General features: G+C 45.2%; 25 protein-coding genes. 18 read left to right on the top strand and 7 right to left on the bottom strand.

Annotation, left to right across the window (positions count from 1 at the left end; genetic code table 11):
* Positions 1–6 precede the first annotated feature (6 nt).
* Positions 7–1,020 (bottom strand): polysaccharide deacetylase family protein, encoded by a 1,014-nt coding sequence (locus V1467_RS00420; RefSeq protein ID WP_416308621.1) that lies wholly within the window; start codon positions 1,018–1,020, stop codon positions 7–9.
* A gap of 106 nt (positions 1,021–1,126) precedes the next feature.
* On the opposite strand from V1467_RS00420, the gene V1467_RS00415 reads away from it, so the two are divergent.
* Positions 1,127–2,452, top strand: coding sequence for an MATE family efflux transporter (locus V1467_RS00415; RefSeq protein WP_416306838.1), 1,326 nt, complete (start codon positions 1,127–1,129; stop codon positions 2,450–2,452).
* Here the strand turns inward: V1467_RS00415 and V1467_RS00410 are convergent.
* From V1467_RS00410 to V1467_RS00400, 3 genes are all read right to left on the bottom strand, one after another.
* Positions 2,415–2,678, bottom strand: coding sequence for a hypothetical protein (locus V1467_RS00410; RefSeq protein WP_416306837.1), 264 nt, complete (start codon positions 2,676–2,678; stop codon positions 2,415–2,417). The genes V1467_RS00415 and V1467_RS00410 overlap by 38 nt on opposite strands.
* A 12-nt stretch (positions 2,679–2,690) precedes the next feature.
* Positions 2,691–3,269 (bottom strand): Fe-S biogenesis protein NfuA, encoded by a 579-nt coding sequence (gene nfuA / locus V1467_RS00405; protein WP_416306836.1) that lies wholly within the window; start codon positions 3,267–3,269, stop codon positions 2,691–2,693.
* Between the two features lie 143 nt (positions 3,270–3,412).
* The gene (locus V1467_RS00400) at positions 3,413–4,114 is read right to left on the bottom strand and encodes a ComF family protein (RefSeq protein ID WP_416306835.1); all 702 of its coding nucleotides are present in this window, start codon (positions 4,112–4,114) and stop codon (positions 3,413–3,415) included.
* Between the two features lie 80 nt (positions 4,115–4,194).
* Here V1467_RS00400 and bioH point away from each other — a divergent pair, with 80 nt between their 5' ends.
* From bioH to V1467_RS00385, 3 genes are all read left to right on the top strand, one after another.
* Positions 4,195–4,980 (top strand): pimeloyl-ACP methyl ester esterase BioH, encoded by a 786-nt coding sequence (bioH, locus tag V1467_RS00395; RefSeq protein ID WP_416306834.1) that lies wholly within the window; start codon positions 4,195–4,197, stop codon positions 4,978–4,980.
* Between the two features lie 117 nt (positions 4,981–5,097).
* The gene (locus tag V1467_RS00390; RefSeq protein ID WP_416306833.1) at positions 5,098–5,424 is read left to right on the top strand and encodes a hypothetical protein; all 327 of its coding nucleotides are present in this window, start codon (positions 5,098–5,100) and stop codon (positions 5,422–5,424) included.
* 18 nt (positions 5,425–5,442) lie between these two features.
* Positions 5,443–6,390, top strand: a complete 948-nt coding sequence (locus V1467_RS00385; protein ID WP_416306832.1) for a putative metalloprotease CJM1_0395 family protein — start codon at positions 5,443–5,445, stop codon at positions 6,388–6,390.
* A 29-nt stretch (positions 6,391–6,419) separates the two neighbouring features.
* Here the strand turns inward: V1467_RS00385 and V1467_RS00380 are convergent, their stop codons facing one another.
* Complete coding sequence (locus V1467_RS00380) at positions 6,420–8,732, bottom strand: Tex family protein (protein ID WP_416306831.1); 2,313 nt, start codon at positions 8,730–8,732, stop codon at positions 6,420–6,422.
* Between the two features lie 114 nt (positions 8,733–8,846).
* On the opposite strand from V1467_RS00380, the gene greB reads away from it, so the two are divergent.
* The gene (greB, locus tag V1467_RS00375) at positions 8,847–9,323 is read left to right on the top strand and encodes a transcription elongation factor GreB (protein ID WP_416306830.1); all 477 of its coding nucleotides are present in this window, start codon (positions 8,847–8,849) and stop codon (positions 9,321–9,323) included.
* 330 nt (positions 9,324–9,653) lie between these two features.
* On the opposite strand, the gene fkpA is transcribed toward greB, so the two are convergent.
* Entirely contained in the window at positions 9,654–10,427 is a 774-nt protein-coding gene (fkpA, locus tag V1467_RS00370) for an FKBP-type peptidyl-prolyl cis-trans isomerase (RefSeq protein ID WP_416306829.1), read from the bottom strand.
* Positions 10,428–10,694: 267 nt separating this feature from the next.
* On the opposite strand from fkpA, the gene V1467_RS00365 reads away from it, so the two are divergent.
* The 3 genes from V1467_RS00365 to V1467_RS00355 are packed head-to-tail and all read left to right on the top strand — an operon-like array spanning position 10,695 to position 12,839.
* Positions 10,695–11,675 (top strand): WD40 repeat domain-containing protein, encoded by a 981-nt coding sequence (locus tag V1467_RS00365; RefSeq protein WP_416306828.1) that lies wholly within the window; start codon positions 10,695–10,697, stop codon positions 11,673–11,675.
* Positions 11,672–11,884, top strand: a complete 213-nt coding sequence (locus V1467_RS00360; protein ID WP_416306827.1) for a SlyX family protein — start codon at positions 11,672–11,674, stop codon at positions 11,882–11,884. The genes V1467_RS00365 and V1467_RS00360 overlap by 4 nt, the downstream gene beginning before the upstream one ends.
* Before the next feature lie 46 nt (positions 11,885–11,930).
* Positions 11,931–12,839, top strand: a complete 909-nt coding sequence (locus V1467_RS00355; RefSeq protein ID WP_416306826.1) for a formate/nitrite transporter family protein — start codon at positions 11,931–11,933, stop codon at positions 12,837–12,839.
* Here the strand turns inward: V1467_RS00355 and V1467_RS00350 are convergent.
* Positions 12,836–13,042, bottom strand: coding sequence for a YheV family putative zinc ribbon protein (locus V1467_RS00350; protein ID WP_416306825.1), 207 nt, complete (start codon positions 13,040–13,042; stop codon positions 12,836–12,838). The genes V1467_RS00355 and V1467_RS00350 overlap by 4 nt on opposite strands.
* A gap of 120 nt (positions 13,043–13,162) precedes the next feature.
* On the opposite strand from V1467_RS00350, the gene V1467_RS00345 reads away from it, so the two are divergent.
* The 10 genes from V1467_RS00345 to V1467_RS00300 all read left to right on the top strand — a co-directional run bounded on the left by V1467_RS00345 (position 13,163) and on the right by V1467_RS00300 (position 21,080).
* The gene (locus tag V1467_RS00345) at positions 13,163–15,067 is read left to right on the top strand and encodes an ATP-binding cassette domain-containing protein (RefSeq protein ID WP_416306824.1); all 1,905 of its coding nucleotides are present in this window, start codon (positions 13,163–13,165) and stop codon (positions 15,065–15,067) included.
* On the top strand, positions 15,051–15,494 hold the full coding sequence (locus V1467_RS00340) for a DUF2390 domain-containing protein (RefSeq protein WP_416306823.1): 444 nt from the start codon (positions 15,051–15,053) through the stop codon (positions 15,492–15,494). The genes V1467_RS00345 and V1467_RS00340 overlap by 17 nt, the downstream gene beginning before the upstream one ends.
* Positions 15,495–15,614: 120 nt before the next feature.
* Positions 15,615–16,628: a hydrolase gene (locus tag V1467_RS00335; protein WP_416306822.1), complete on the top strand. Its 1,014-nt coding sequence runs from the start codon at positions 15,615–15,617 to the stop codon at positions 16,626–16,628.
* 12 nt (positions 16,629–16,640) lie between these two features.
* Positions 16,641–16,862 (top strand): YheU family protein, encoded by a 222-nt coding sequence (locus tag V1467_RS00330; protein ID WP_416306821.1) that lies wholly within the window; start codon positions 16,641–16,643, stop codon positions 16,860–16,862.
* A 239-nt stretch (positions 16,863–17,101) separates the two neighbouring features.
* On the top strand, positions 17,102–17,542 hold the full coding sequence (gene aroQ / locus V1467_RS00325) for a type II 3-dehydroquinate dehydratase (RefSeq protein WP_416306820.1): 441 nt from the start codon (positions 17,102–17,104) through the stop codon (positions 17,540–17,542).
* A 12-nt stretch (positions 17,543–17,554) separates the two neighbouring features.
* Positions 17,555–18,019, top strand: a complete 465-nt coding sequence (gene accB / locus V1467_RS00320) for an acetyl-CoA carboxylase biotin carboxyl carrier protein (protein WP_416306819.1) — start codon at positions 17,555–17,557, stop codon at positions 18,017–18,019.
* A 15-nt stretch (positions 18,020–18,034) separates the two neighbouring features.
* On the top strand, positions 18,035–19,375 hold the full coding sequence (gene accC / locus V1467_RS00315; RefSeq protein ID WP_416306818.1) for an acetyl-CoA carboxylase biotin carboxylase subunit: 1,341 nt from the start codon (positions 18,035–18,037) through the stop codon (positions 19,373–19,375).
* Between the two features lie 112 nt (positions 19,376–19,487).
* On the top strand, positions 19,488–19,970 hold the full coding sequence (locus V1467_RS00310; RefSeq protein ID WP_416306817.1) for a GNAT family N-acetyltransferase: 483 nt from the start codon (positions 19,488–19,490) through the stop codon (positions 19,968–19,970).
* A gap of 164 nt (positions 19,971–20,134) precedes the next feature.
* Positions 20,135–20,452, top strand: coding sequence for a hypothetical protein (locus V1467_RS00305; RefSeq protein ID WP_416306816.1), 318 nt, complete (start codon positions 20,135–20,137; stop codon positions 20,450–20,452).
* Between the two features lie 52 nt (positions 20,453–20,504).
* A complete protein-coding gene (locus V1467_RS00300) occupies positions 20,505–21,080 on the top strand; it encodes a CBS domain-containing protein (RefSeq protein WP_416306815.1) in 576 nt (191 codons plus the stop codon).
* The last annotated feature ends 106 nt before the right edge of the window (positions 21,081–21,186 follow it).

The following is a 21,186-nucleotide window of genomic DNA, read 5'->3' as shown; positions in this document are numbered from 1 at the left end:
GCCGTATCAGTTAAGCCAGTTGCCGTTTTTATCTGCCACAAAAAAAGGCTGAGAATACCAGTAATAGCGGCTTTTCTTTGTCTTGCTGGGTACTGTGCAGTTTATTCGGCTCCGACCAACTGGCATCGCTTGGCCCACAACAATTTCTGCTTTTCCTCCACTCCAGTCAACTTTCAGCCGTTGCCCTTTCAAGAAGCAGGCAAACAAATCCCGATTAAAGTCGTCACTGTCCAATTGCAATTGAATATCCGGGTAATTCGCTCCGAACTGAAATTCGGGATCCTTAATACTGTTTTTTTTAACCGGCAAGGCAAGCGACGCCAGTTTTACCTTTAGACTGTCCAGGCTGGCGTAAACACCGGCGGCCGGATAACGAGGCAGGGCGGAAAAATCACTGTTAGTTGAAAACGCACCAGAATGCTGACCAAAACCGGTATAACCTGATTTTTTCAGCCAGCTTTGTAACGCTGAATTATATTCACCATAAGGATAAGCCAGATATTTGAGGCTATAGCCTAACTCTTGCTCAAGTTTATCTTCTGCTGCAAGGATATTGTTGCTAATTCTTTCCAGCCAAGCCTGTTCGGATTCAGCGGATTGGCGTTGTAACAAATGCAAGTGTCCATTGCTATGGTTGGCAAACAACACCTGCTGATCCGCCATGGCTTTAACTTGCTGCCAGTCAAGCTGGTTGTCGCGCTTACCTATTTCATCCGGATTAATAAAAATGGTGTAAGGAAACTGGAATTCTTTAAGAATCGGCGCTGCGTTTTGCAAAATATTCAGATAACCGTCATCAAAGGTAATAGCCACCACATTATCAGGAACAGAATTGTCCTTTTTCACCGCATCAATCAACTTATCCAACGGCCAGACTTGATAATGCCGTTGCAAATATTGCATATGTTGCCTGAACTGCTCGGGGCTCACAGTCGTACTTGCCGGGGTATCATTTGCCACATGGTGATACTGTAAAATGACAGCACTGGAGCTAGCCTGAGCAATGGCGGTACAGGTCATCAACAGCATGGAGCCTAAAATTTTGAAAGTTGCACGTAAGTTCTTGATCGTTATTACCTATTGATTCAGTTAACCTGTTGCTAAAACTATTTAAGCACGTCTCAAAATGAAAAAACACTGGTTCTGGAATAAAACGGAACATCTCAAGATCGCATTGATTAGCGGCCCCATGCTGCTCAGCAATATTACTCAACCACTGTTAGGTATGGTGGATACCGCAATAGTCGGGCATATGGATGCCGTCGATTTTCTGGCCGGAGTTGCCATAGGAGCAATGCTGATCACTCAACTATATTGGTTGAGCGGCGCTTTGCGCATGAGTACCACCGGTCTTAGTGCTCAAGCCAAAGGGCAAGGTTCTGTTGAAAATGCAACCAAAACACTCTTACAGTCTCTATTACTCGCTCTCGTCATCGCAACGCTGCTGTTTTTGGGCAGGAATTGGTTATTGCAAGTTGCAATATACTTCACCCAACCGGCAGCCAACGTTGCAAGTATTGCACGCGAATATTTTTACATTCGGGTGTGGGGAGCCCCAGCCGCATTATCCAGTCTGGTTTTAGTCGGCTGGCTACTCGGTCAGCAGTATGCTCGCTTTGTAATGCTGGTTCAGATAGGGGGAAATACGCTGAATGTACTGTTGAATTTCTTGCTGGTTTACGGGCTTGATATGGGCGTCGAAGGTGTCGCCCTGGCGACTGTCATCGCTGAGTATACAATGTGTTTGGCTATGTTCCATCACTCCTTGAAGAAAATCGATTTAAGTTACCTGATACCTGACTGGTTCAAGATGAGTCATTTGTCATCGTTATTTTCTGTCAATTCGGCGATGTTTATCCGTAATCTGGCATTGCAATTATGTATGGCATTTATTGTTGTACAGGGTGCTCGATGGGGCGAAATGACCATTGCCATCAATAGCCTGCTTCATCAATTTTTTGTTCTTTGCGCTTTGGGACTCGACGCAATTGCTTATTCAGCCGAAGCTCTCACCGGCGAAAGTAAAGGCGCCAGGAAACCTGCTCAAATCATTTCTCGCACCTATCTCGGTTTAAGTTGGTCGGTATTGCTATCCATGTTGTATTGCGCCGTTTATATGCTGTTTGGCGGTATGATTATCGACGTCATGACGGATATCCCGCAACTACAACAACAAGCCAGAGAATTTTTGCCTTATATATGGGTACTGCCTCTAGTCGGGCACTGGTGCTTTTTAATGGACGGTGTATATGTTGGTCTTGGCAGGGCAAAAGCAATGCGGGACTCTATGCTGGTTAGTGCCATTGTCGGCTTTTTCCCTGTTTTTTATTTACTGAAATTTCTCGGTAATCACGCATTATGGATAGCGCTACTGAGTTTTTTGACCTTGCGAGGACTGACGTTAATGATCCACTTCAATTATCTTCAAAAGAAGGCGGTTTTACTCGATTAAGCAGTTGCGAAAATCGATTGGCGAAAATGCCAAAATATCCCCATGCGGCGATTAAAAAACCGGTTAGCAATAGCACCAGTCCCGGTATTTGCAGCAAATAATACTGCTGCGCGCCAAACAGGATAAACAATACACCCAGCGCAAAAATGCCCAAGCCAATAATAAACAGGCGCCAACTCTTACGAGGATTGGCGCCTGCGCGATAGACTAGATTGCGGATCCACACTATCAGTTCTGACTAATAATAAGAGTGTTCACCAGCTTCGTGTTCAGTGGCATCTTTGACGCCGCTTAGCTCATTGGGGAATTGCGCCAGAAGCTGCTTTTCAATTCCTTCCTTGAGAGTCACATCAACCATCGAACAGCCGTTGCAGCCGCCGCCGAATTGTAAACGGGCTATACCATCAGCCGTGATCTCGACCAAAATAACTTTACCGCCATGGCTGGCCAGTTGCGGGTTAATCTCGGCATCAATCATATAATTGACACGTTCCACCAGCGGCGCATCATCATCTACCTGACGGACTTTGGCATTGGGAGCCTTAAGCGTCAGCTGAGAGCCCATCTGGTCGGTAACAAAATCGATTTCCGCGTCTTCTAAAAATGGTGCACTGTCGGCGTCAACAACCGCATCAAAACCACTAAAATTGAGGCGTATATCGGTTTCCTCTACTGCGTCCGGAGGACAGTAAGACACACCGCATTCAGCGCTTGGTGTACCTGGATTGACCACAAAAACACGTATGTTGGTGCCTTCGGTTTGGCTACTGAGTAATTTGCCAAAATGAGTTTGGGCAGATTCAGAAATATTGATCATAAAAAATCCTATGACGCGTGACGGGTTTTAGCGCTAGTCTAACAAAATTACCTGACTAAATCACTCAGGTAATAATATCTATATGGCGACAATCCCTGAATAATCAAGCTCACCTCCACACAAAATCGGCCTGCCAAAGGCGTTTAATCTGGCAATGCCACACAAATACTCCAAATATCTATCTGCATGGCAGGATTAGCCTGCTTCAAGGTTCTGGCCAACTCATTCACTGTTGTTCCGGTGGTGACAATATCATCGAAAATAACCACGTGCTGATAACTCGGTTGGCCATTTAATACAAATGCCTGATGCAAGTTTTTACGTCGCTGTGCACCGTTGAGATCGGTCTGGGGTTGAGTGGCCCTAATCCGCCGGCACAATTGATAATCCAGATGTAAACCGGTATGACTCGCAATGTGACGGGCAATTTCTAGCGCCTGATTATATTTTCGTTGTCTGAAGCGATTAATATGTAAAGGTACCGGAATAATCGCCTGCGGTAGTAAAACCTGTTCCGTCAACATATAACGACAGAATAACTCGGCAAGCGCCTTGGCAAAAACGACACGCTGGCCAAACTTTAGTCCAACTAATAAATTTGACAAAGGCCACTGGTAGTCACTCAGTGCTATAAAATGGTCACATTGTAATTGGGGTAAAGCTTGACGAACGGAAGGCCAATTAAGCAAATTATGACCGCATTCATCTAGATTAAAAGTCTCCAGGTCATCTTGACAATAAGTGCAAATAAGCTGTGCCGAATTTTGCAAGCAAACCAGACAAGATTGCAGACCAAACATGGATTGTATAAGCGATCCAAATTGACCGGATGACGAGATAGTCATTTGCTCTATTCCTTCCCTTTATATTCCCTTATCATCATGGTTTCCAAAAACAACTTCCCGAGCGGGTAAATATAGTACAAATGTCATCCTCTGTTTTTAGCTGTCGTCAAGGTAGCGGCCATGATTTAGTATTACTGCACGGATGGGGAGTTAATTCGGGTGTGTGGAGTTCGCTGATTGAGCTAATCAGTACAGATTTTCGAATAACCTGCATTGATCTTCCCGGCTTTGGCGGCAGTAGTGATTGCCTACCTGAGCAGTACAATTTAGCCAGCGTATCCGACCTCATCGTGCCGCATATTCCTTCTAATAGTGTCATCCTGGGCTGGTCTTTGGGCGGCCTCGTTGCCAGTCATATAGCCATCAATGCGAAAGTTCCGCTACGTGGATTAATCAACGTAGCATCCTCGCCCAAATTTGTTGCAACAGACAATTGGCCAGGAATTTCTTCCCAGGTTCTACAAATGTTCACCCAGCAACTCAACGGAGATTTCACTAAAACACTGGATCGTTTTCTGGCGATACAGGCAATGGGTAGCGATAGCGCACGTCAGGATGTCAAGGCACTGAAGAAGTCGATTGTCCAGCATCCACAGCCAGCCACCGAGGCGCTTTATGGTGGATTGAATATATTGCAAACAGCTGACCTTAGAGCCGATCTGGCCCAATTAACGCTGCCGGTACTCAACTGCTATGGCAAGCTCGACTCATTAGTGCCGCAAAAAGCGCACCTGCCTATTACTCAGCTTTACCCACCAACGCATCAAACAGAAGTATTTGCCAAAGCATCACATGCACCTTTTATTTCTGCTCAACAGGATTTTGCAAAAAGAGTCGTTAAATTTATGCACTCCATTACCCCTTAAGGCTATATCCGCTTGCTATAAGTAATCTGCCCATCAGCTGAATAAAGACTAATAAATGCTTCTAAATTAGACCTTTTTGGTTAATAATTAGCCATGAGGTATGAGAGGAGTAGTGGTATGTCATTTAGTGTGGCTAATAGTGTCAATTCAGCGTTGCTGTCCGGAACATTCGGGTTACAGCAAGCGTCCAAAGGAATTACTCAAGCTTCCTTTGATATTGCCAATCGGGCAGCACACCCCCGGGACACCACAGATGTATTAGCTGATGCAGCAAAACAGCAGCTACGTCAGCCAAGAGACCTGCTGTCCGGTTTAGGGAATAAGGACAATCTAACCGGTAATTTACTGTCATTACAAAATAATCTCAATTACGCGCAAGCTTCATCTAAAGTGATCGGCGTTGCCAAAGATCTGGTTGGCAACCTGATTGATGACATAGCCTGATCGCGCAGAGATTTATCAATGAACATTGTCACCCCATTACCTACCGCAATCCCATTCACAACATCCAATGTGAATACGGAAGCGGCGCGTCGTGACAATCAACTAAGAGAAACCATACCAGCGCTGAGCAATGCAGAAAACTCAGCCGCTGAAAGCGGTCTGGGTTCAGAGTCGGATAAAGTTAAGACAGCAGGACAAACTCCCCAGCCCGTTACCTATGAAAAGCCTCAACCGAATCAAGCGGGCAACGCACAAAATAACTTAAACAAAGATAATGCTGAAGACCCCAGTGCCGGTAAACAAAGTGCCGAAGATAAGCAACAGCAACAAGCTGATAGCAAAAAAATCGAAGAGCTGGAAGAACGGGACGGCGAGGTCAGAAATCACGAACGAGCCCACGCACAACGTGGTGGACAATATGCTGGTTCACCAAACTACGAATTTGAATCCGGACCGGATGGACAACGCTATGCTGTCGGTGGTGAGGTCTCCATAGATATCTCCGAAGAATCCACACCGGAAGAGACATTGCGCAAAATGCAGCAAGTCAGAGCAGCGGCATTGGCACCTACCGAGCCTTCCCCGCAAGATTTACAGGTTGCCAGCGAAGCCAGCCAGAAAGCCAGCGAAGCCAGAGCGCAAATCGCAGCCCAAAATAATGAGGATACCCGAGCCAGCTTTTTGCAAGCCTTTAGCGATGAAGAGCAAAATATCCAATTGGGGCCAGAACTGGAAGATATTGTCGAAGGCACCGGCGTTGACTCAACCCGACGTTCATTACACGAAGACGATCCGGTTGCCGCAGCTGGTGGCGCCGAAGTCTCACTGGAAAGCGGTGATAATGAGCGTTTCCGTCAATTGCTGGAACAACGCGATCCGCAGATTAATCAACGCGCACTGCGTATTACCGACTATTATCTACAGACTTCTCAGCCCAACCAACCTGCGGTTGAGCTGAGCGCCTAATCACTTTATCCCGCTTACAGCTTTAAACATTAATTTCTACGTTTTGCGTTAGCAAATGCATCTGCTAGCGCATTGCCCATCACTGCATTACCCCGATGTGGTTGCGATGTTGCTGAGCGACTTTTCGCTGGCTTGTCTTGACGCTTTGTCGATTTTTCTGCTGGCTTAGCTATCACTTCATCATCCATTCGCATCGTCAACGATATACGCTTACGTGGCACATCTACTTCCAATACCTTCACTTTAACAATATCACCAGCTTTAACCACTTCTCGAGGATCTGATACAAATTTGTTGGTTAACGCAGAAATATGTACCAAACCATCCTGATGAACGCCCACATCCACAAAGGCACCAAAATTAGCGACGTTGGTCACTACGCCTTCCAGCATCATGCCTAATTTAAGATCGGATATCTTATCCACCCCTTCTTTAAAGGTGGCTGTTTTGAATTCGGGACGCGGATCACGTCCCGGCTTCTCCAATTCTTTAATAATGTCAGTAATAGTGGGCAAACCGAACGCTTCACTGACAAAGGTTTCCGGGCTTAAACGACGCAATAAATCGGTATTGCCAATTAAATCATTCACCGCTGTCCCAGCCACTTCAAGCATTTTTGTCACAACAGGGTAAGCTTCAGGATGTACTGCGGAGCGATCAAGCGGATCGCTACCATTCATTACTCGCAAAAATCCGGCTGCCTGTTCATAAGCTTTAGGTCCCAATCGTTCTACTTGCAATAATTGCTTGCGCCCAGCAAACGCACCATTTGCATCACGAAATTGCACAATATTATTGGCCAGGGTCCTGTTCAAGCCCGAGACATGTGAAAGTAGCGCCACTGAAGCGGTATTTAAATCCACCCCAACAGCGTTAACACAATCTTCAATGACAGTATCAAGACTTTTACCCAAGTGGCTTTGGCTGACGTCATGTTGATATTGGCCCACTCCTATGGCTTTGGGTTCAATTTTAACCAGCTCAGCCAAAGGATCCTGTAAACGCCGGGCGATAGACACTGCACCACGCAATGAAACGTCCATATCCGGAAATTCTTTGGAGGCTAGTTCAGATGCGGAATAAACCGAGGCACCGGCTTCACTGACAACAATCTTGTTTAATCCAAGTTGCGGATTTGCCTTGATCAATTCCGCAACGAGCTTGTCGGTTTCCCGGGAACCCGTTCCGTTGCCTATACTAATAAGCTGAACTTTATACTGCTGACACATATTAGCCAGCGTTCTCACCGACTTATCCCAGTGATTCTGTGGCGCATGGGGGAAAATAGTGTTGGTCGTCAAGACCTTACCCGTTTCATCCACCACCGCAACCTTAACACCAGTACGTAAACCTGGATCCAGTCCCATTGTCACTTTGGCACCGGCCGGAGCGGCCATCAATAAATCATTCAAATTCTTGGCAAAGACTTGAATCGCTTCCTGCTCCGCATTTTCACGCAGTAAACCAAACAACTCATTTTCCATATGTAACAGAGTTTTAATCCGCCATGTCCACTGCACAACGGATTGCAGCCACTTATCCCCAGCCCGGTTACTAAAACTTAATCCAAGATGGTCGGCAATAATGGTTTCACAATAGGAACTACGTTGATCTTCAGCTTGCACAGGATCGGCAACCAGACTCACTTGTAAAACACCTTCGTTGCGTCCACGAAACATCGCCAATGCCCTGTGCGAAGGCGTTTTCATCAGTTTTTCACTATGCTCAAAATAATCAGAAAATTTGGCTCCCGCCTGTTCCTTACCGACAACGACTTTACTGCTGATAAAGGCATTCTCGGTCAGGTAACGGCGAATTTTTTGCAGTAGTTCAGCATCCTCAGCAAAACGCTCCATCAAAATAAACTTCGCCCCGTCCAGCGCAGCTTTAACATCCGCAATTCCAGCCTCGACATTGATAAAATCGGCAGCCTGCTGCTCAGGATCCAATTCAGGATCTGCCAGAAGCTTATCCGCCAGGGGGAGCAATCCTGCCTCAATTGCAATTTGACCTTTGGTCCGACGCTTGGGCTTATAAGGTAAATACAGATCTTCCAATTCGGTCTTGCTTTGTACCTCTAATATTTTCGCTTCCAGTTCTGGGGTTAATTTCTCCTGTTCGCGAATTGACTTAACAATAACCGTCTTGCGGTCATGTAATTCCCGCAAATACTGCAAACGCTGTTCAAGCTGACGCAATTGAATATCATCCAGCCCCTGAGTGGCTTCTTTTCTATATCGCGCGATAAAAGGCACCGTGGCACCATCATCGAGTAAGGTAATGGCGGCTTGTACTTGTTGGGGACTGACCTGAAGTTCATTGGCTATAGTGTTGGTTATCATGTAAAAGCTCTTGCTAGCGAATTGAAATAACTTATTTGAAGGCATATATATGGGTTACTTGTGTAGTTTACCAGTTGTGGTCTACCGGAAAGAGCATTTTTTTAAAGAGGCTGAATGAAAAGGACAAATTACATTACCCGCGCGGGTTGGGAAAAGCTGGAACTGGAGCTCCGCTATTTATGGAAAGAAAAGCGCCCGCAAGTCACCAAGTCAGTGCAGGAAGCGGCTGCACAAGGTGATCGTTCAGAAAACGCCGAGTATATCTATGGCAAAAAACAGTTGAGAGAAATTGATCGACGCGTACGTTTTCTAACCAAACGTCTGGATGAATTAAAAATAATTTACCCCTCCGAGCAACAGAACGGAAAAGTTTTTTTTGGTGCATGGGTAAGTTTAATTGATGAGGAAGGTAAACAGGCAGAATATCAATTAGTTGGACCTGACGAACTGGATATGAAAGAAAACAAGATCAGTATTGACTCCCCAACCGCTCGCGCATTAATCGGTAAACAGGTTGATGACGAAGTCGAAGTGAAAACACCTTCGGGTATTATGTGGTATCAGATTAGCGCTATTTGTTATAAAAAATAGCCTGCTAAACCACCAGCCTGAACTAGACTATAAGTAACGTCGCAGATAAACAGGAGGTATGTATAAAGCGTTCTGAATATCGGGTTTTACCTCGTGTTAACGCACATCGAATAAGCAGAAGAAGCTATTCAAATTAAGAGGTTAAACTTTGCAAACAGTTATCTTTTCAGTTCAAACACTAACCGGTTAAACCGGCCTGTATCACCCGTATAACGGGTACATAATGTGAATGGGAAAAGGCTCAGCACGGAAAATCAAGCTGAATATCATTAAAAACAAAGCCGGGTAATACCCGGCTTTTTAATTTCTTTTCCAATCAATAGAGTTAAATTAATCGGCAGCAGAAGTATCTTCAATGCTGAGTAATTCAACATCAAAAATTAACGTTGAATTAGGTGTTATTTTTCCTGTACTTCTAGAGCCATATGCCAACTCAGCCGGAATATGGAAGCGATAGGTAGAACCGACATTCATTAACTGCAATCCCTCTGTCCAGCCAGCAATTACGCGGTTTAATGGAAACACAGCCGGTTGATTACGGGAATAAGAAGAATCAAACTCAGTACCATCTAACAATGTGCCTTTATAGTGAACTTTTACCGTGTCTTGCTCTTTCGGTTTCGGTCCGTCACCTTGTTTAATCACTTCATACTGAAGGCCGGATTCAGTCACCTTCACACCTTCACGCTTAGCATTTTCAGCGAGATAAGCTTCACCTGCTTTAACATTTTCGGCACCGGCCGCTTCGGCTTTCTCAGCCTGCTTCGCAGTGACCAAGGTGCGTAAAGCGGTAATCTGCTCTTGTACCTGTTCTGAACTCAAAACGGATTTGTCTTCCGCTGCGGCTATAATTCCCTTAATCACCAGTTTGCGGTCCAGCTCCACACCGGTTTCTTCCTGAATGGTCAATTGCTGATTTAAATACTGTCCTAAAGATGCGCCCAGCGCATAGGCTTGTTTTTCTGCGTCGGTTTTTAATTCTGCTGCAGCATCTTGTGTTTGCTCGATCTTGACCTGATCCTTGTCTTCAGCAGGCTTTTCCTGTTGACAAGCCACGAGTCCCAGGGACGATAAAAGCAATAATGCAACCGATGTATACTTCATGAAATTCTCCAAATTATATTGAAATCAAAGCTAGATGAAAAAAGAACTGTTAGTGATAAAACCGAAAAAGATTGATAACAGGCAGAGTCTAACACTCACTTTTGTTAATCAGCCTGTACAATGTAATTAACATAACGGCTAATGGACAATATGACTGCCCTAAAATTCAATTAGGCATTAAAACTATTTTGCTCCTAGTGAAATTAAGCTGAGTAGTTAAAACAAAGCGCTTATACTAAACCCACAGTAACAAAAGAGAAACCGGTTATGCTGTTGTTTTTTCGATTATGGATCATTTCTCTGATCCTGACAGGCTGCTCTTTCATTACCGACGCCCCCTTGAAGTCATCGGTGCATAGTGAAGGTGGTGCGTTAGCCGCCGTTATTTCTAACGACGCGACAATTAGCGTGGTATCCGGCATTTCCCAAAACGTGACGGTTTGGGATTTACAAAAAGATCAGGTCAAATATCATTGGAGTCATCAGGGAGAGGGAAATAATCTGGTCGTCAGCCTTGCCATTGCCTATGACAACTCCTATGTGGTGACCTCGGATCGGGAAGCCTTCGGTTTATGGAATCTTGCCAGCGGCGAACCTGAAGGTTTTTGGCGCATTGATGAATCCAATATCCGAGATGTTGCCGTATCCGATCAGGGACGCGGTATTCTGGTGGGACGCAGCAACGGCAAGGTAATGTTCTTCGAACCGGTTTCCGGACGCAGACTGGAATTCTTGGGCCATCAGGAAAAAATTAACAGCGTCGATATATCCCCTAATGGCTTTTATGCCCTGAGCGGTGGTAATGATTATGTCGCTTACTTGTGGGACACTCGCAACGGTCAGGTTATTTATAAATTTGCCCATCCTAGCCGGGTCAGCAAAGTGGCGCTGGATCCGGAGGGCCGTTATGCTTTTACGGCCGACAGCCAGAAACTTGCGCGTATCTGGGATGTACAAACCGGCAAAGAAATCAGTCGATTGAGTTATTTTGAACGACAAAAGATATTCAGTTCGGCCAGGTTCTCAAAAGATGGCAAGTACCTACTTACCGGCTCACCCACCCGCCGGATAGATTTGTGGGATGTACAAAGTGGCGAACAACTACAGGAATGGCGGGTTGCTCCCAGAGATGGCCCCCAACCCCAGAGCGCAGTTGTATACGCAGTGGGATTCCTGTCCGAGTTTAGTCTAATATCAGAGAGTAGTAGTGGTCTGGCAGAAGTCTGGCCATTGGAGAGTAACAAGTGAATGATTTAACCAACCAGATTGAGCAACTGCAAACCAAAGTAGCATTTCAGGATGATACTATTGAACAACTTAACGACGCGTTAACCAATCAGCAGAGTCAGCTGGAAAAGCTACAATTTCAAATGCAGTATCTGCTGGATAAAGTAAAAAATATGCAGAGTTCCAATATTGCTCGCGAAGACCAGGAAGCTCCTCCTCCCCATTATTAGAACTCATGTTCTAGAACCTATATGCGCACTAGTTAAAGGAAAAACAATGCAAGAGCAAAAATCTCAAATTATTTCCAGTTCCGGTGACCCCCTGCTAAGTAACAAAGAAACGGGACGCTCCAAGGAACGCAAGCAGGAAAACAGTGAGTTTGTATCGGTCATTGTCAAAAGGACAGATGAAACCTTTCGCCATCCAGACGATATTTTGGAAAAAGCGATTCAGGAAGGTAAAGAGCAACTTGAACGCCCGGCAGCTTCTTTATTTTTGTCGGCTGTCGCTGCTGGAATGATTTTGTGTTTCAGTGTGTTGGCGGTTGCGGTAATGGCCAGTCTTATTCCGGATCTGAGCCAAGGTTTAAATAAAGTCGTAATCGCCGCCGTTTACCCGCTAGGCTTTGTTCTGTGTATTCTCAGTCGTACTCAATTGTTCACCGAACACACTGCCACGGCTGTGTATCCGGTACTAGACGGTAAATCCAGTCTGAATAAATTGTTCAGATTGTGGGCGGTAGTTGTTGGAGGTAACCTAATTGGTGGCGCAGCCAGCGCTGGATTGCTGAATATTGCCGAAGAGGTGATTCATGCCAGCCGTGGCTATGCCATTCTGGCTGAACACTTGATGCATTTTTCTACCATCACTCTTTTTGTCAGTGCGATCCTGGCCGGCTGGTTAATGGCTCTGGGGGCGTGGATTGTGTTGTCAACTTATTCGACTCTCAGCCAGATATTCAGCATCTATATCGTGACTTTTATTATTGGCCTGGGCGGACTACATCATTCGATTGCCGGTTCAATCGAATTGTTTGCCGCCTATTTCGCTAGTGACATTGTCTCGTTCTGGGAATTAGTACCGATTATTTTGACTGTTCTGGCAGGTAATATGGTCGGCGGCAGTGTATTTGTGGCAGTACTTAATTATGGTCATATACGTCATAGCCAACGGAGTAATGACTAGTCAGGCTTAAAGACGCCAATAACCTTTTCCTCATTGCGGCTAGCCTGTTGTACCTTATCACCGGGCTGGCTGTCGTGATAACCGCATTTTACACATTCCAGTTGTTCAATATTATCTTGCCAAAACAGCATAATGCTATCCAGTTCCTGACATTTAGGGCATACCGCCCCGGCTATAAAACGTTTTTTTGTTTTCTCTGACATTTCGATACTTCGTTATTTATCAATACCTAGAGTGTGAATAAACGCACTCTGGCGAAACTGGGTATTGTTTGCAGGCAATGGGACAAGGATAATACCCCAAAATAATCCAATGAGCGAAAGATGATCCAGTTTTCCGATGTCGTACTGATGCGCGGCAGTAAAGTATTGTTAGAGAATGCCAATGCGCGTGTATACCCTGGCCACAAGGTCGGCCTCATCGGAGCCAATGGATGCGGAAAATCCAGCCTTTTCGCCTTATTGCAGAAAAAGCTGCAGACCGATCAGGGCGATGTCAGCCTGCCTCAACAGTGGCAATTGGCCAGTGTGGCACAGGAAACACCCGCAGTTGATCGCAGTGCAATAGATTATGTTATCGATGGTGATCAAGGTTATCGTCAGCTGCAACAACAACTTAGTGAAGCAGAACAGCAGCATCAGGGGGAAAAAATTGCTGCTATTCATATCCAGCTCGAAGAAGCCGGTGCCTACGACATTCAAGCCAGAGCAGCAACGATATTAAGCGGTCTGGGCTTTTCAACCGAACAAATTTCTCACCCGGTCACCGCATTTTCTGGTGGCTGGCGTATGCGACTCAATCTGGCTCAGGCCCTAATACGTCGTTCCGATTTGCTATTGCTGGATGAACCCACCAATCACCTGGATTTAGATGCGGTGATCTGGCTGGAAAAATGGCTACAACGTTACCCGGGTACCTTGATGCTGATTTCACACGACAAGGAATTTCTGGACAACACCATTGGACACATTTTAAGTATCGAGCATTGCCAGCTGGTTGCTTATACTGGCGGCTACTCAGCCTACGAAAAACAAAGGGCTGAGCGGATTCGCTTGCAACAAATTAATTATCAGCGTCAACAAGAAAAAGTGGCTCACTTACAATCCTTCATTGACCGTTTCGGCGCCAAAGCCAGTAAAGCCAAACAAGCCCAAAGCAGGGTTAAGCAGCTGGAAAAAATGGAGATGCTGTTACCAGCCCATCAGGACAGCGCGTTTTCTTTTTCATTTCCGGCTCCCCCCAAACTGCCCAACCCGCTGGTTAGCATGGAGCAGGTTAAAGTGGGATATGATGACAAGGTAATACTGGAAAAACTGCAACTTAACCTGGTTCCCGGTAGCCGGATTGGCTTGCTGGGTCGTAACGGAGCCGGTAAATCGACATTAATTAAACTGTTAGCGGGTGAAAAAAGTCCGATACAGGGAGAGTACCGAACCTCCGCGGGACTACAAATTGGCTATTTTGCACAGCATCAACTTGAGTATTTGACCGGTGAGCATTCCCCTCTGGACCACCTGGTGAGTATCGATCCTCAGGCCACCGAACAAACATTGCGTACATTTTTAGGCAGCTTCGGTTTTAACGGCGATGAGGCACTCAGTCCGGTAGCACCGATGTCAGGGGGCGAAAAAGCCAGACTGGTATTAGCCCTGGTAGTTTATCAGAAACCCAATTTGTTATTGCTGGATGAACCGACTAACCACCTCGATCTGGATATGCGCCATGCCCTCAATCTTGCTCTGCAAGGTTTTTCCGGCGCTATGGTGCTGGTATCGCATGACCGATTTTTGCTCTCGTCGGTCTGCGATGAATTTTATCTGGTCGATAAGGGCAACGTTCAGCCTTTTGCCGGCGATCTGGATGACTATCGCCAGTATCTGTTGCAGGAAGGCGAACCCAACAAGCCAATAGACAAAGCCGATAAGGTTGATCGAAAGCAGCTAAAACGTCTGGAAGCTGAATTCAGGAAAAAGACCCATCCAATACGGCAGCGTATTACAAAGCATGAAAAGGCTATGCATCAACATCAATCAGAATTGATGACGATCGAACAGCAGCTTGCCGATACAGACTTATACCAGTCGGAGCGCAAACAGCAACTGACCGATTTATTGCAACAGCAAGCTGCGTTGAAAGACGAGTTGGAAGACAACGAAATGCATTGGCTTGACTTGCAAGAACAACTCGAACAATTACAACAGGAATTTGATCTTGAAGTGGCAAGCTGAGGCGTTCTGGCAATTCAGCTGCCATTTTTATCCTCCACGCAAAACCACTTTTATTTATCTGCAAGACCATTACCAGCTCAATGTTAATTTGCTGCTGCTGGCGCTGTTTCTCGATCAACATAACAGCTATATTGGTCAAGCCAACTGGATCAATCTTATCGAGGCTATTAGCGAATCAGAGTTGCAGATTAACCAGTTCCGCCACCGCCGCCGGACAGCTAAGACGCAGCAATCACCTGATTACAACATGTTGTTACAACGCGAACTGGAACTGGAGAAAGCACAACAACAACTTATTATCCGGCAGTTGAACCAATTCAGTTTAGACATACAAAGCACGGTAAATAACCTGCACCAGTATTGTCTGGCAACGGGCGTAAAAGACATGTTTTCGATAACAGAGGCCCTCGACAAACTAGCAAGCTAACCAGACTCCCCAGGCAATAACCGGTATGCTTGTGTTTGTCATTGATTTATAGTGAAATTTCATTCTTAACGTACAGATAACTAGTCAATCACTCATACTAAACAAGAGTAAACAAAGCCAGTGACTCAACAAAGCCATGGAAAAATAATCACCAGCCCGTTTAAACCGGCCTGGTGGGCGAAAAACAGGCATATACAAACCATTTGGCCACGTTATTTGCAACGACGGCAGAAAGTATCATTAACCTCACAGCGCCTGGAACTACCCGACGGCGATTTTGTCGATCTGAGCTGGACCCCGAAACCGACAAACAGCAAAGGGATCGCAGTGCTGTTTCACGGTTTGGAAGGCTCTGCCAGGTCACACTATGCACGAGATATGTTGGCAGTAATGGCTCAAAAAGGCTGGCATGCGGTACTTATGCATTTTCGAGGTTGTAGCGACTCACCAAACAGACTGCAACGCGCCTATCATTCCGGTGATACCGGAGACGCCCTGTATTTGCTGAAATGGTTAAGCGAAAAATACCCGTCAACACATCTTGTGACTTTAGGCTTCTCACTGGGGGCCAATATGCTATTAAAGTTATTAGGCGAAAATCGCGGATCTCGATTAGTCGATGCTGCAGTATGTGTTTCACCTCCTTTTAAACTGGCCGAATGTTCCAGTGCGGTGAATATGGGTTTTTCAAAAAATTACCAAAAATATCTGCTCAACAGTATGGTCCGCAAACTTAAACAAAAGATGTCTTTTATGGACTATAGCCAGCATCTGTCCATACTATCGAACGATATTAATAAACTACGCACCTTCCGTGACTTCGATGAACAGGTAACCTCAAAGCTGCACGGTTTTAAAGATGCCAATGATTATTATCAACAATGCAGCGCCGTTGCTTATACCCGCCAAATCGATACCCCCACTTTAGTTATCCATGCCAAAGATGATCCCTTTATGAACGAAAAGGTTATCCCCACCGAAAATGAATTGTCGGATAAGATAACGGTCGAACTCAGTGAGCACGGCGGACATGTGGGTTTCTTACAGGGCACACCATGGTGTCCCAAAGTGTGGCTACATCGTCGCGTTCCTGAATATTTCGACGATATACTCAACAATAAAGTCACCGCATAAAAGAGGCCTAATTTGATTATTCCTTTTGAAGAGCTTGCGCCTGAAACCCTGCAAAATATTATTGAATCCTTTGTGTTACGTGAAGGGACTGATTATGGTGAACAAGAGTTTAATCTAGGACAGAAAGTCGCTCATGTCATGACTCAGCTAGAAAATAGACAAGTGGTATTGGTTTATTCCGAGTTACACGAATCTGTTGATATTATTCCCACTAATCAATTTAACGTTGAATAAAAAAGCCAATTGCATCAGGACACAATGCCATTCTATCTCCCACAAGCAAATTTGCGCAAACTTTGAGCCAATCTTCGCTGATAAGACCAGTATTTTGCTGTGATTTATTCATTCATGGCTATAATGGGGAGCGATCCAGATGAACCTGTTTATATTTCGTTCATTTGGTTAAGTTAAACTCGTATTTTTAATTAAAATGCGTAAAGATGGGCTTTTAACTACATGATCGACGCATTATTGTGAAAGTTTTATTATTAAATGGTCCCAATTTAAATATGCTGGGCAAGCGAGAGCCGCAAATATACGGTTCACAAAGCTTGGGCGATATTGTGAGCAAGTTAACCATGCTTGCTGAACAACAGCAAATCAGCCTGACACATGTTCAATCCAACGCGGAGCATTTGCTACTGGATGCTATTCATGCAGCAATGGGACAGATTGATTTTATTATTATCAATCCCGGCGCGTTTACCCATACCAGCGTCGCGTTACGCGATGCCTTGCTCAGCGTATCGATACCTTTTATAGAAATTCATCTATCTAATATTCATAGCCGCGAGCCTTTTCGCCAACATTCTTATTTATCTGATAAGGCACAGGGTGTTATTTGCGGACTAGGCGCGCAAGGTTATGAATTTGCATTAATGGCGGCCAAACAATACATGGCCAAGCAAAACTAAAGAGAGTGTTCCATGGATATTCGTAAAATTAAAAAACTAATAGAACTGGTTGAAGAATCCGGTATTTCTGAACTGGAAATCACCGAAGGTGAAGAGTCGGTTCGTATCCACCGAGGCAGCAGCGCTTCTGCTGTTCCAATGCAGTACGCAGCACCTGTCCCTATGCCACAATCAGCGCCTGCTGCACCTGCCGCAGCGCCAACTCCTGCCGCTAGTGAAGCCGCCAAACCAGCTGAAATCTCCGGGCATATTGTTCGTTCACCGATGGTTGGAACCTTCTATACGTCACCATCACCTGGTGCCAAGAACTTTGTTGAAGTTGGACAGCAAGTTAAGGTTGGTGATCCATTATGCATTGTTGAGGCAATGAAAATGATGAACCAGATTGATGCCGATAAAGCCGGTACCGTCACTCAAATTCTGATAGAAAATCAAGATCCTGTAGAATTTGATCAACCCATGTTCGTTATCGAATAACAGGCGCTTATGGATATGCTGGATAAAGTACTTATTGCAAACCGCGGCGAGATTGCCCTGCGGATATTGCGTGCCTGCAAAGAGCTGGGCATAAAAACCGTTGCCGTACATTCCACAGCAGATCGTGGTTTAAAACATGTTTTGCTAGCTGATGAATCAATCTGCATCGGCCCTGCATCCGCAACAGATAGCTATCTGAATATTCCTGCCATCATTGCCGCGGCAGAAGTAACTAACTCAATTGCGATCCATCCCGGTTACGGTTTCTTGGCCGAAAACGCAGACTTTGCTGACATGATTGAAAAAAGCGGCTTTGTTTTCATCGGCCCCAAAGCGGATACCATTCGTTTAATGGGAGATAAAGTTTCTGCCATCCAGGCAATGAAAAAAGCGGGTGTCCCTTGTGTTCCTGGCTCTGATGGCCCGTTGACCACAGATCACGAACGTAACAAAACTATCGCCAAGCGCATTGGTTATCCTATTATCGTCAAAGCATCTGGCGGTGGTGGTGGCCGCGGTATGCGTGTGGTTCGCAGCGAAGCTGAATTAATTTCTTCAATAGAGATGACCCAGACAGAAGCCGGTGCGGCGTTTGGCAATAGCATGGTTTATATGGAGAAGTTTCTGGAAAACCCTCGCCATGTCGAGATCCAGGTGCTCGCCGATGGTCAGGGTAATGCCATTCATTTAGGTGAACGGGACTGTTCAATGCAACGTCGTCATCAGAAAGTTGTCGAAGAAGCACCTGCGCCAGGTATCACCGCAGAAATGCGTGAGAAGATTGGCGACCGTTGCCGCCGTGCCTGTATTGAAATTGGCTATCGTGGTGCCGGAACCTTTGAATTTCTATATGAAAATGGCGAGTTCTACTTTATTGAAATGAATACCCGTATTCAGGTAGAACATCCTGTGTCAGAAATGATTACTAGCGTTGATTTGATCAAGGAGCAACTGCGGGTGGCCGCGGGCCAACCTTTATCGTTCGAACAATCGCAAATACAGATACGTGGCCATGCCATCGAATGTCGTATCAATGCCGAAGACCCACAAACGTTTATTCCTTCCCCGGGGAAAATAAATATGTTCCATCCACCAGGAGGGCTTGGAGTTCGCTGGGATTCGCATATCTATGCCGGTTACACAGTGCCGCCAAACTACGATTCGATGATTGGCAAATTGATTACTTACGGCGAGAGTCGTGACGTAGCCATTGCCAGAATGCGTCTGGCTTTAGATGAGCTGGTAATTGAAGGTATAAAAACCAACGTACCTTTACAGCGTAAAATTATGGCCGACGAAAACTTCAGAAACGGTGGTACCAACATCCACTACCTGGAGAAAAAGCTGGGGCTATAGCTTTTACTTGTTTGAATAAGCCCGGATATTATCTGTCCGGGCTTATGTGTTACTCTCTATGCTCTCTTGTCGCTTCAAATAATCCCTCCGACTTATTGATCAGGGTATAAAAATGGATATAAAAATAGAAGTGGCTGACTATGCCAATCCCCTACATCAAAAAGATATGACTTATCTGCTGGATATTTATGCCCGGGATCCAATGGGGGGTGGAGCGCCATTGTCCGCATACACACAGGAAAATCTCGCCAATGAGTTGGCAAAGATAGCTAACGCATTTTCTATACTGTGCTACGTAGATCATCAACCAGCTGGGATTGCTAATTGTTTTCAAGGCTTTTCAACCTTTAAATGCAAACCTCTAGTTAATATCCATGACTTGGCCGTGGCCAGCCAGTATAGAGGCTTAGGACTTAGCCAAAAAATATTGTTCGAAATAGAAAAAATTGCCCGCCAAAGAGGCTGCTGCAAAATCACACTTGAAGTACTTGAGGGCAATAAAACTGCCCAGGCGGCATATTTAAAATTTGGTTTTGGTGGATATCAACTGAATCCCGACATGGGAAAAGCATTGTTCTGGGAAAAACCTCTCTAACCACACAACCCGAAAATTCATATTTTTGTCCCGTACTGGTTGAAAGTGAACCGGTTTCGCCTTATATCATCTTTTAGCGGGTGGAAAAATTGCATCAATTTGAACTTTCCCTACCTAGCACGACCTAATTCATGTAGCCGTAGCAATAAGAAAAAATGAAACAGATGTTTGCAAATCAAAAAATCACCTCACTACTTTTGGCAGTAGTGGCGGTATTTTTGAATCTGTTCCAACCCGGACTCTCTGCCGCTAAGGGTTTTACTACTCCTGAGTTAACCGCGCAAATCGGTATTACCATTGATCAGAACGATCGTGATAATACTTCCGATGATCCTGAACCCGAAGACCTACTTCCTATATCCTTTGCCAATCAGGAAGTTCTGCCCTTAATAGGTAACGGCTCACAGACTCATTCAATTATCAAAGCTACTGATAGTTATCGTTCAATACAGGTGCGCGCCCCTCCTTTTAATCTTGTTTGATGTGTTTCCACTATGAAAATAATATCTATTAACAAGATCAAAGGTGATCCCAATGACAAGTTTCAAACAATTAAACACTCAAAATCTGGATCAGTATGAACTGAGCAGCCAGTCTAAAATTCAACCATTGCTACTAAGTAGTCCAGCCATTGAAATTATGAGCAATTTTTCCCGTAATGCGCCTTTAATGCTGGATCGAGACACCCCAATTGATCAGGCGTTGTCTCTAATGAAAAGTGCCCATATCAGCACTTGTCTTGTTGGCAACAAACAAGAAGAGTTTATTGGCGCGGTGTCATTAGTCGATTTGCAAAGCTCACGAGTGTTGAGTGTAGCCAATCGATTAGCGGTCAAACGTAGTGACCTCACCATAGGTGATTTAATGTTGCCTAAAAGCCAATTTAAAGGCATACAACTACAAACCATACTTAACTCATCCATCGGCGACGTTCTTCACACCATGAAGCAATCAGGGCTGCAACATGTACTTGTGATTGCACAATCCACTATGGAAATAGTTGGGATGATTTCGGCGCGGGATATATCCAAGAAGCTACATATCCCCATTCAAATCAGTCCATTGCCCAGTAACTTTCAGGAAGTGATGTTAGCCGTAGGTCATCCCTAACCCGTAAACTCAAAGAGCTGGATATGTAGAAGTCAAGATAGCGAATCAAAGCCCACGTCCAGTGGGCTTTTTTACGCCCAAAGGAATTTTAAGCTTCCCAAACTCT

The sequence above is a fragment of the Neptunicella plasticusilytica genome (assembly GCF_047922965.1).
GTDB lineage: Bacteria > Pseudomonadota > Gammaproteobacteria > Enterobacterales > Alteromonadaceae > Neptunicella > Neptunicella plasticusilytica.
This window is presented reverse-complemented; position numbering and strand designations above follow the sequence as displayed.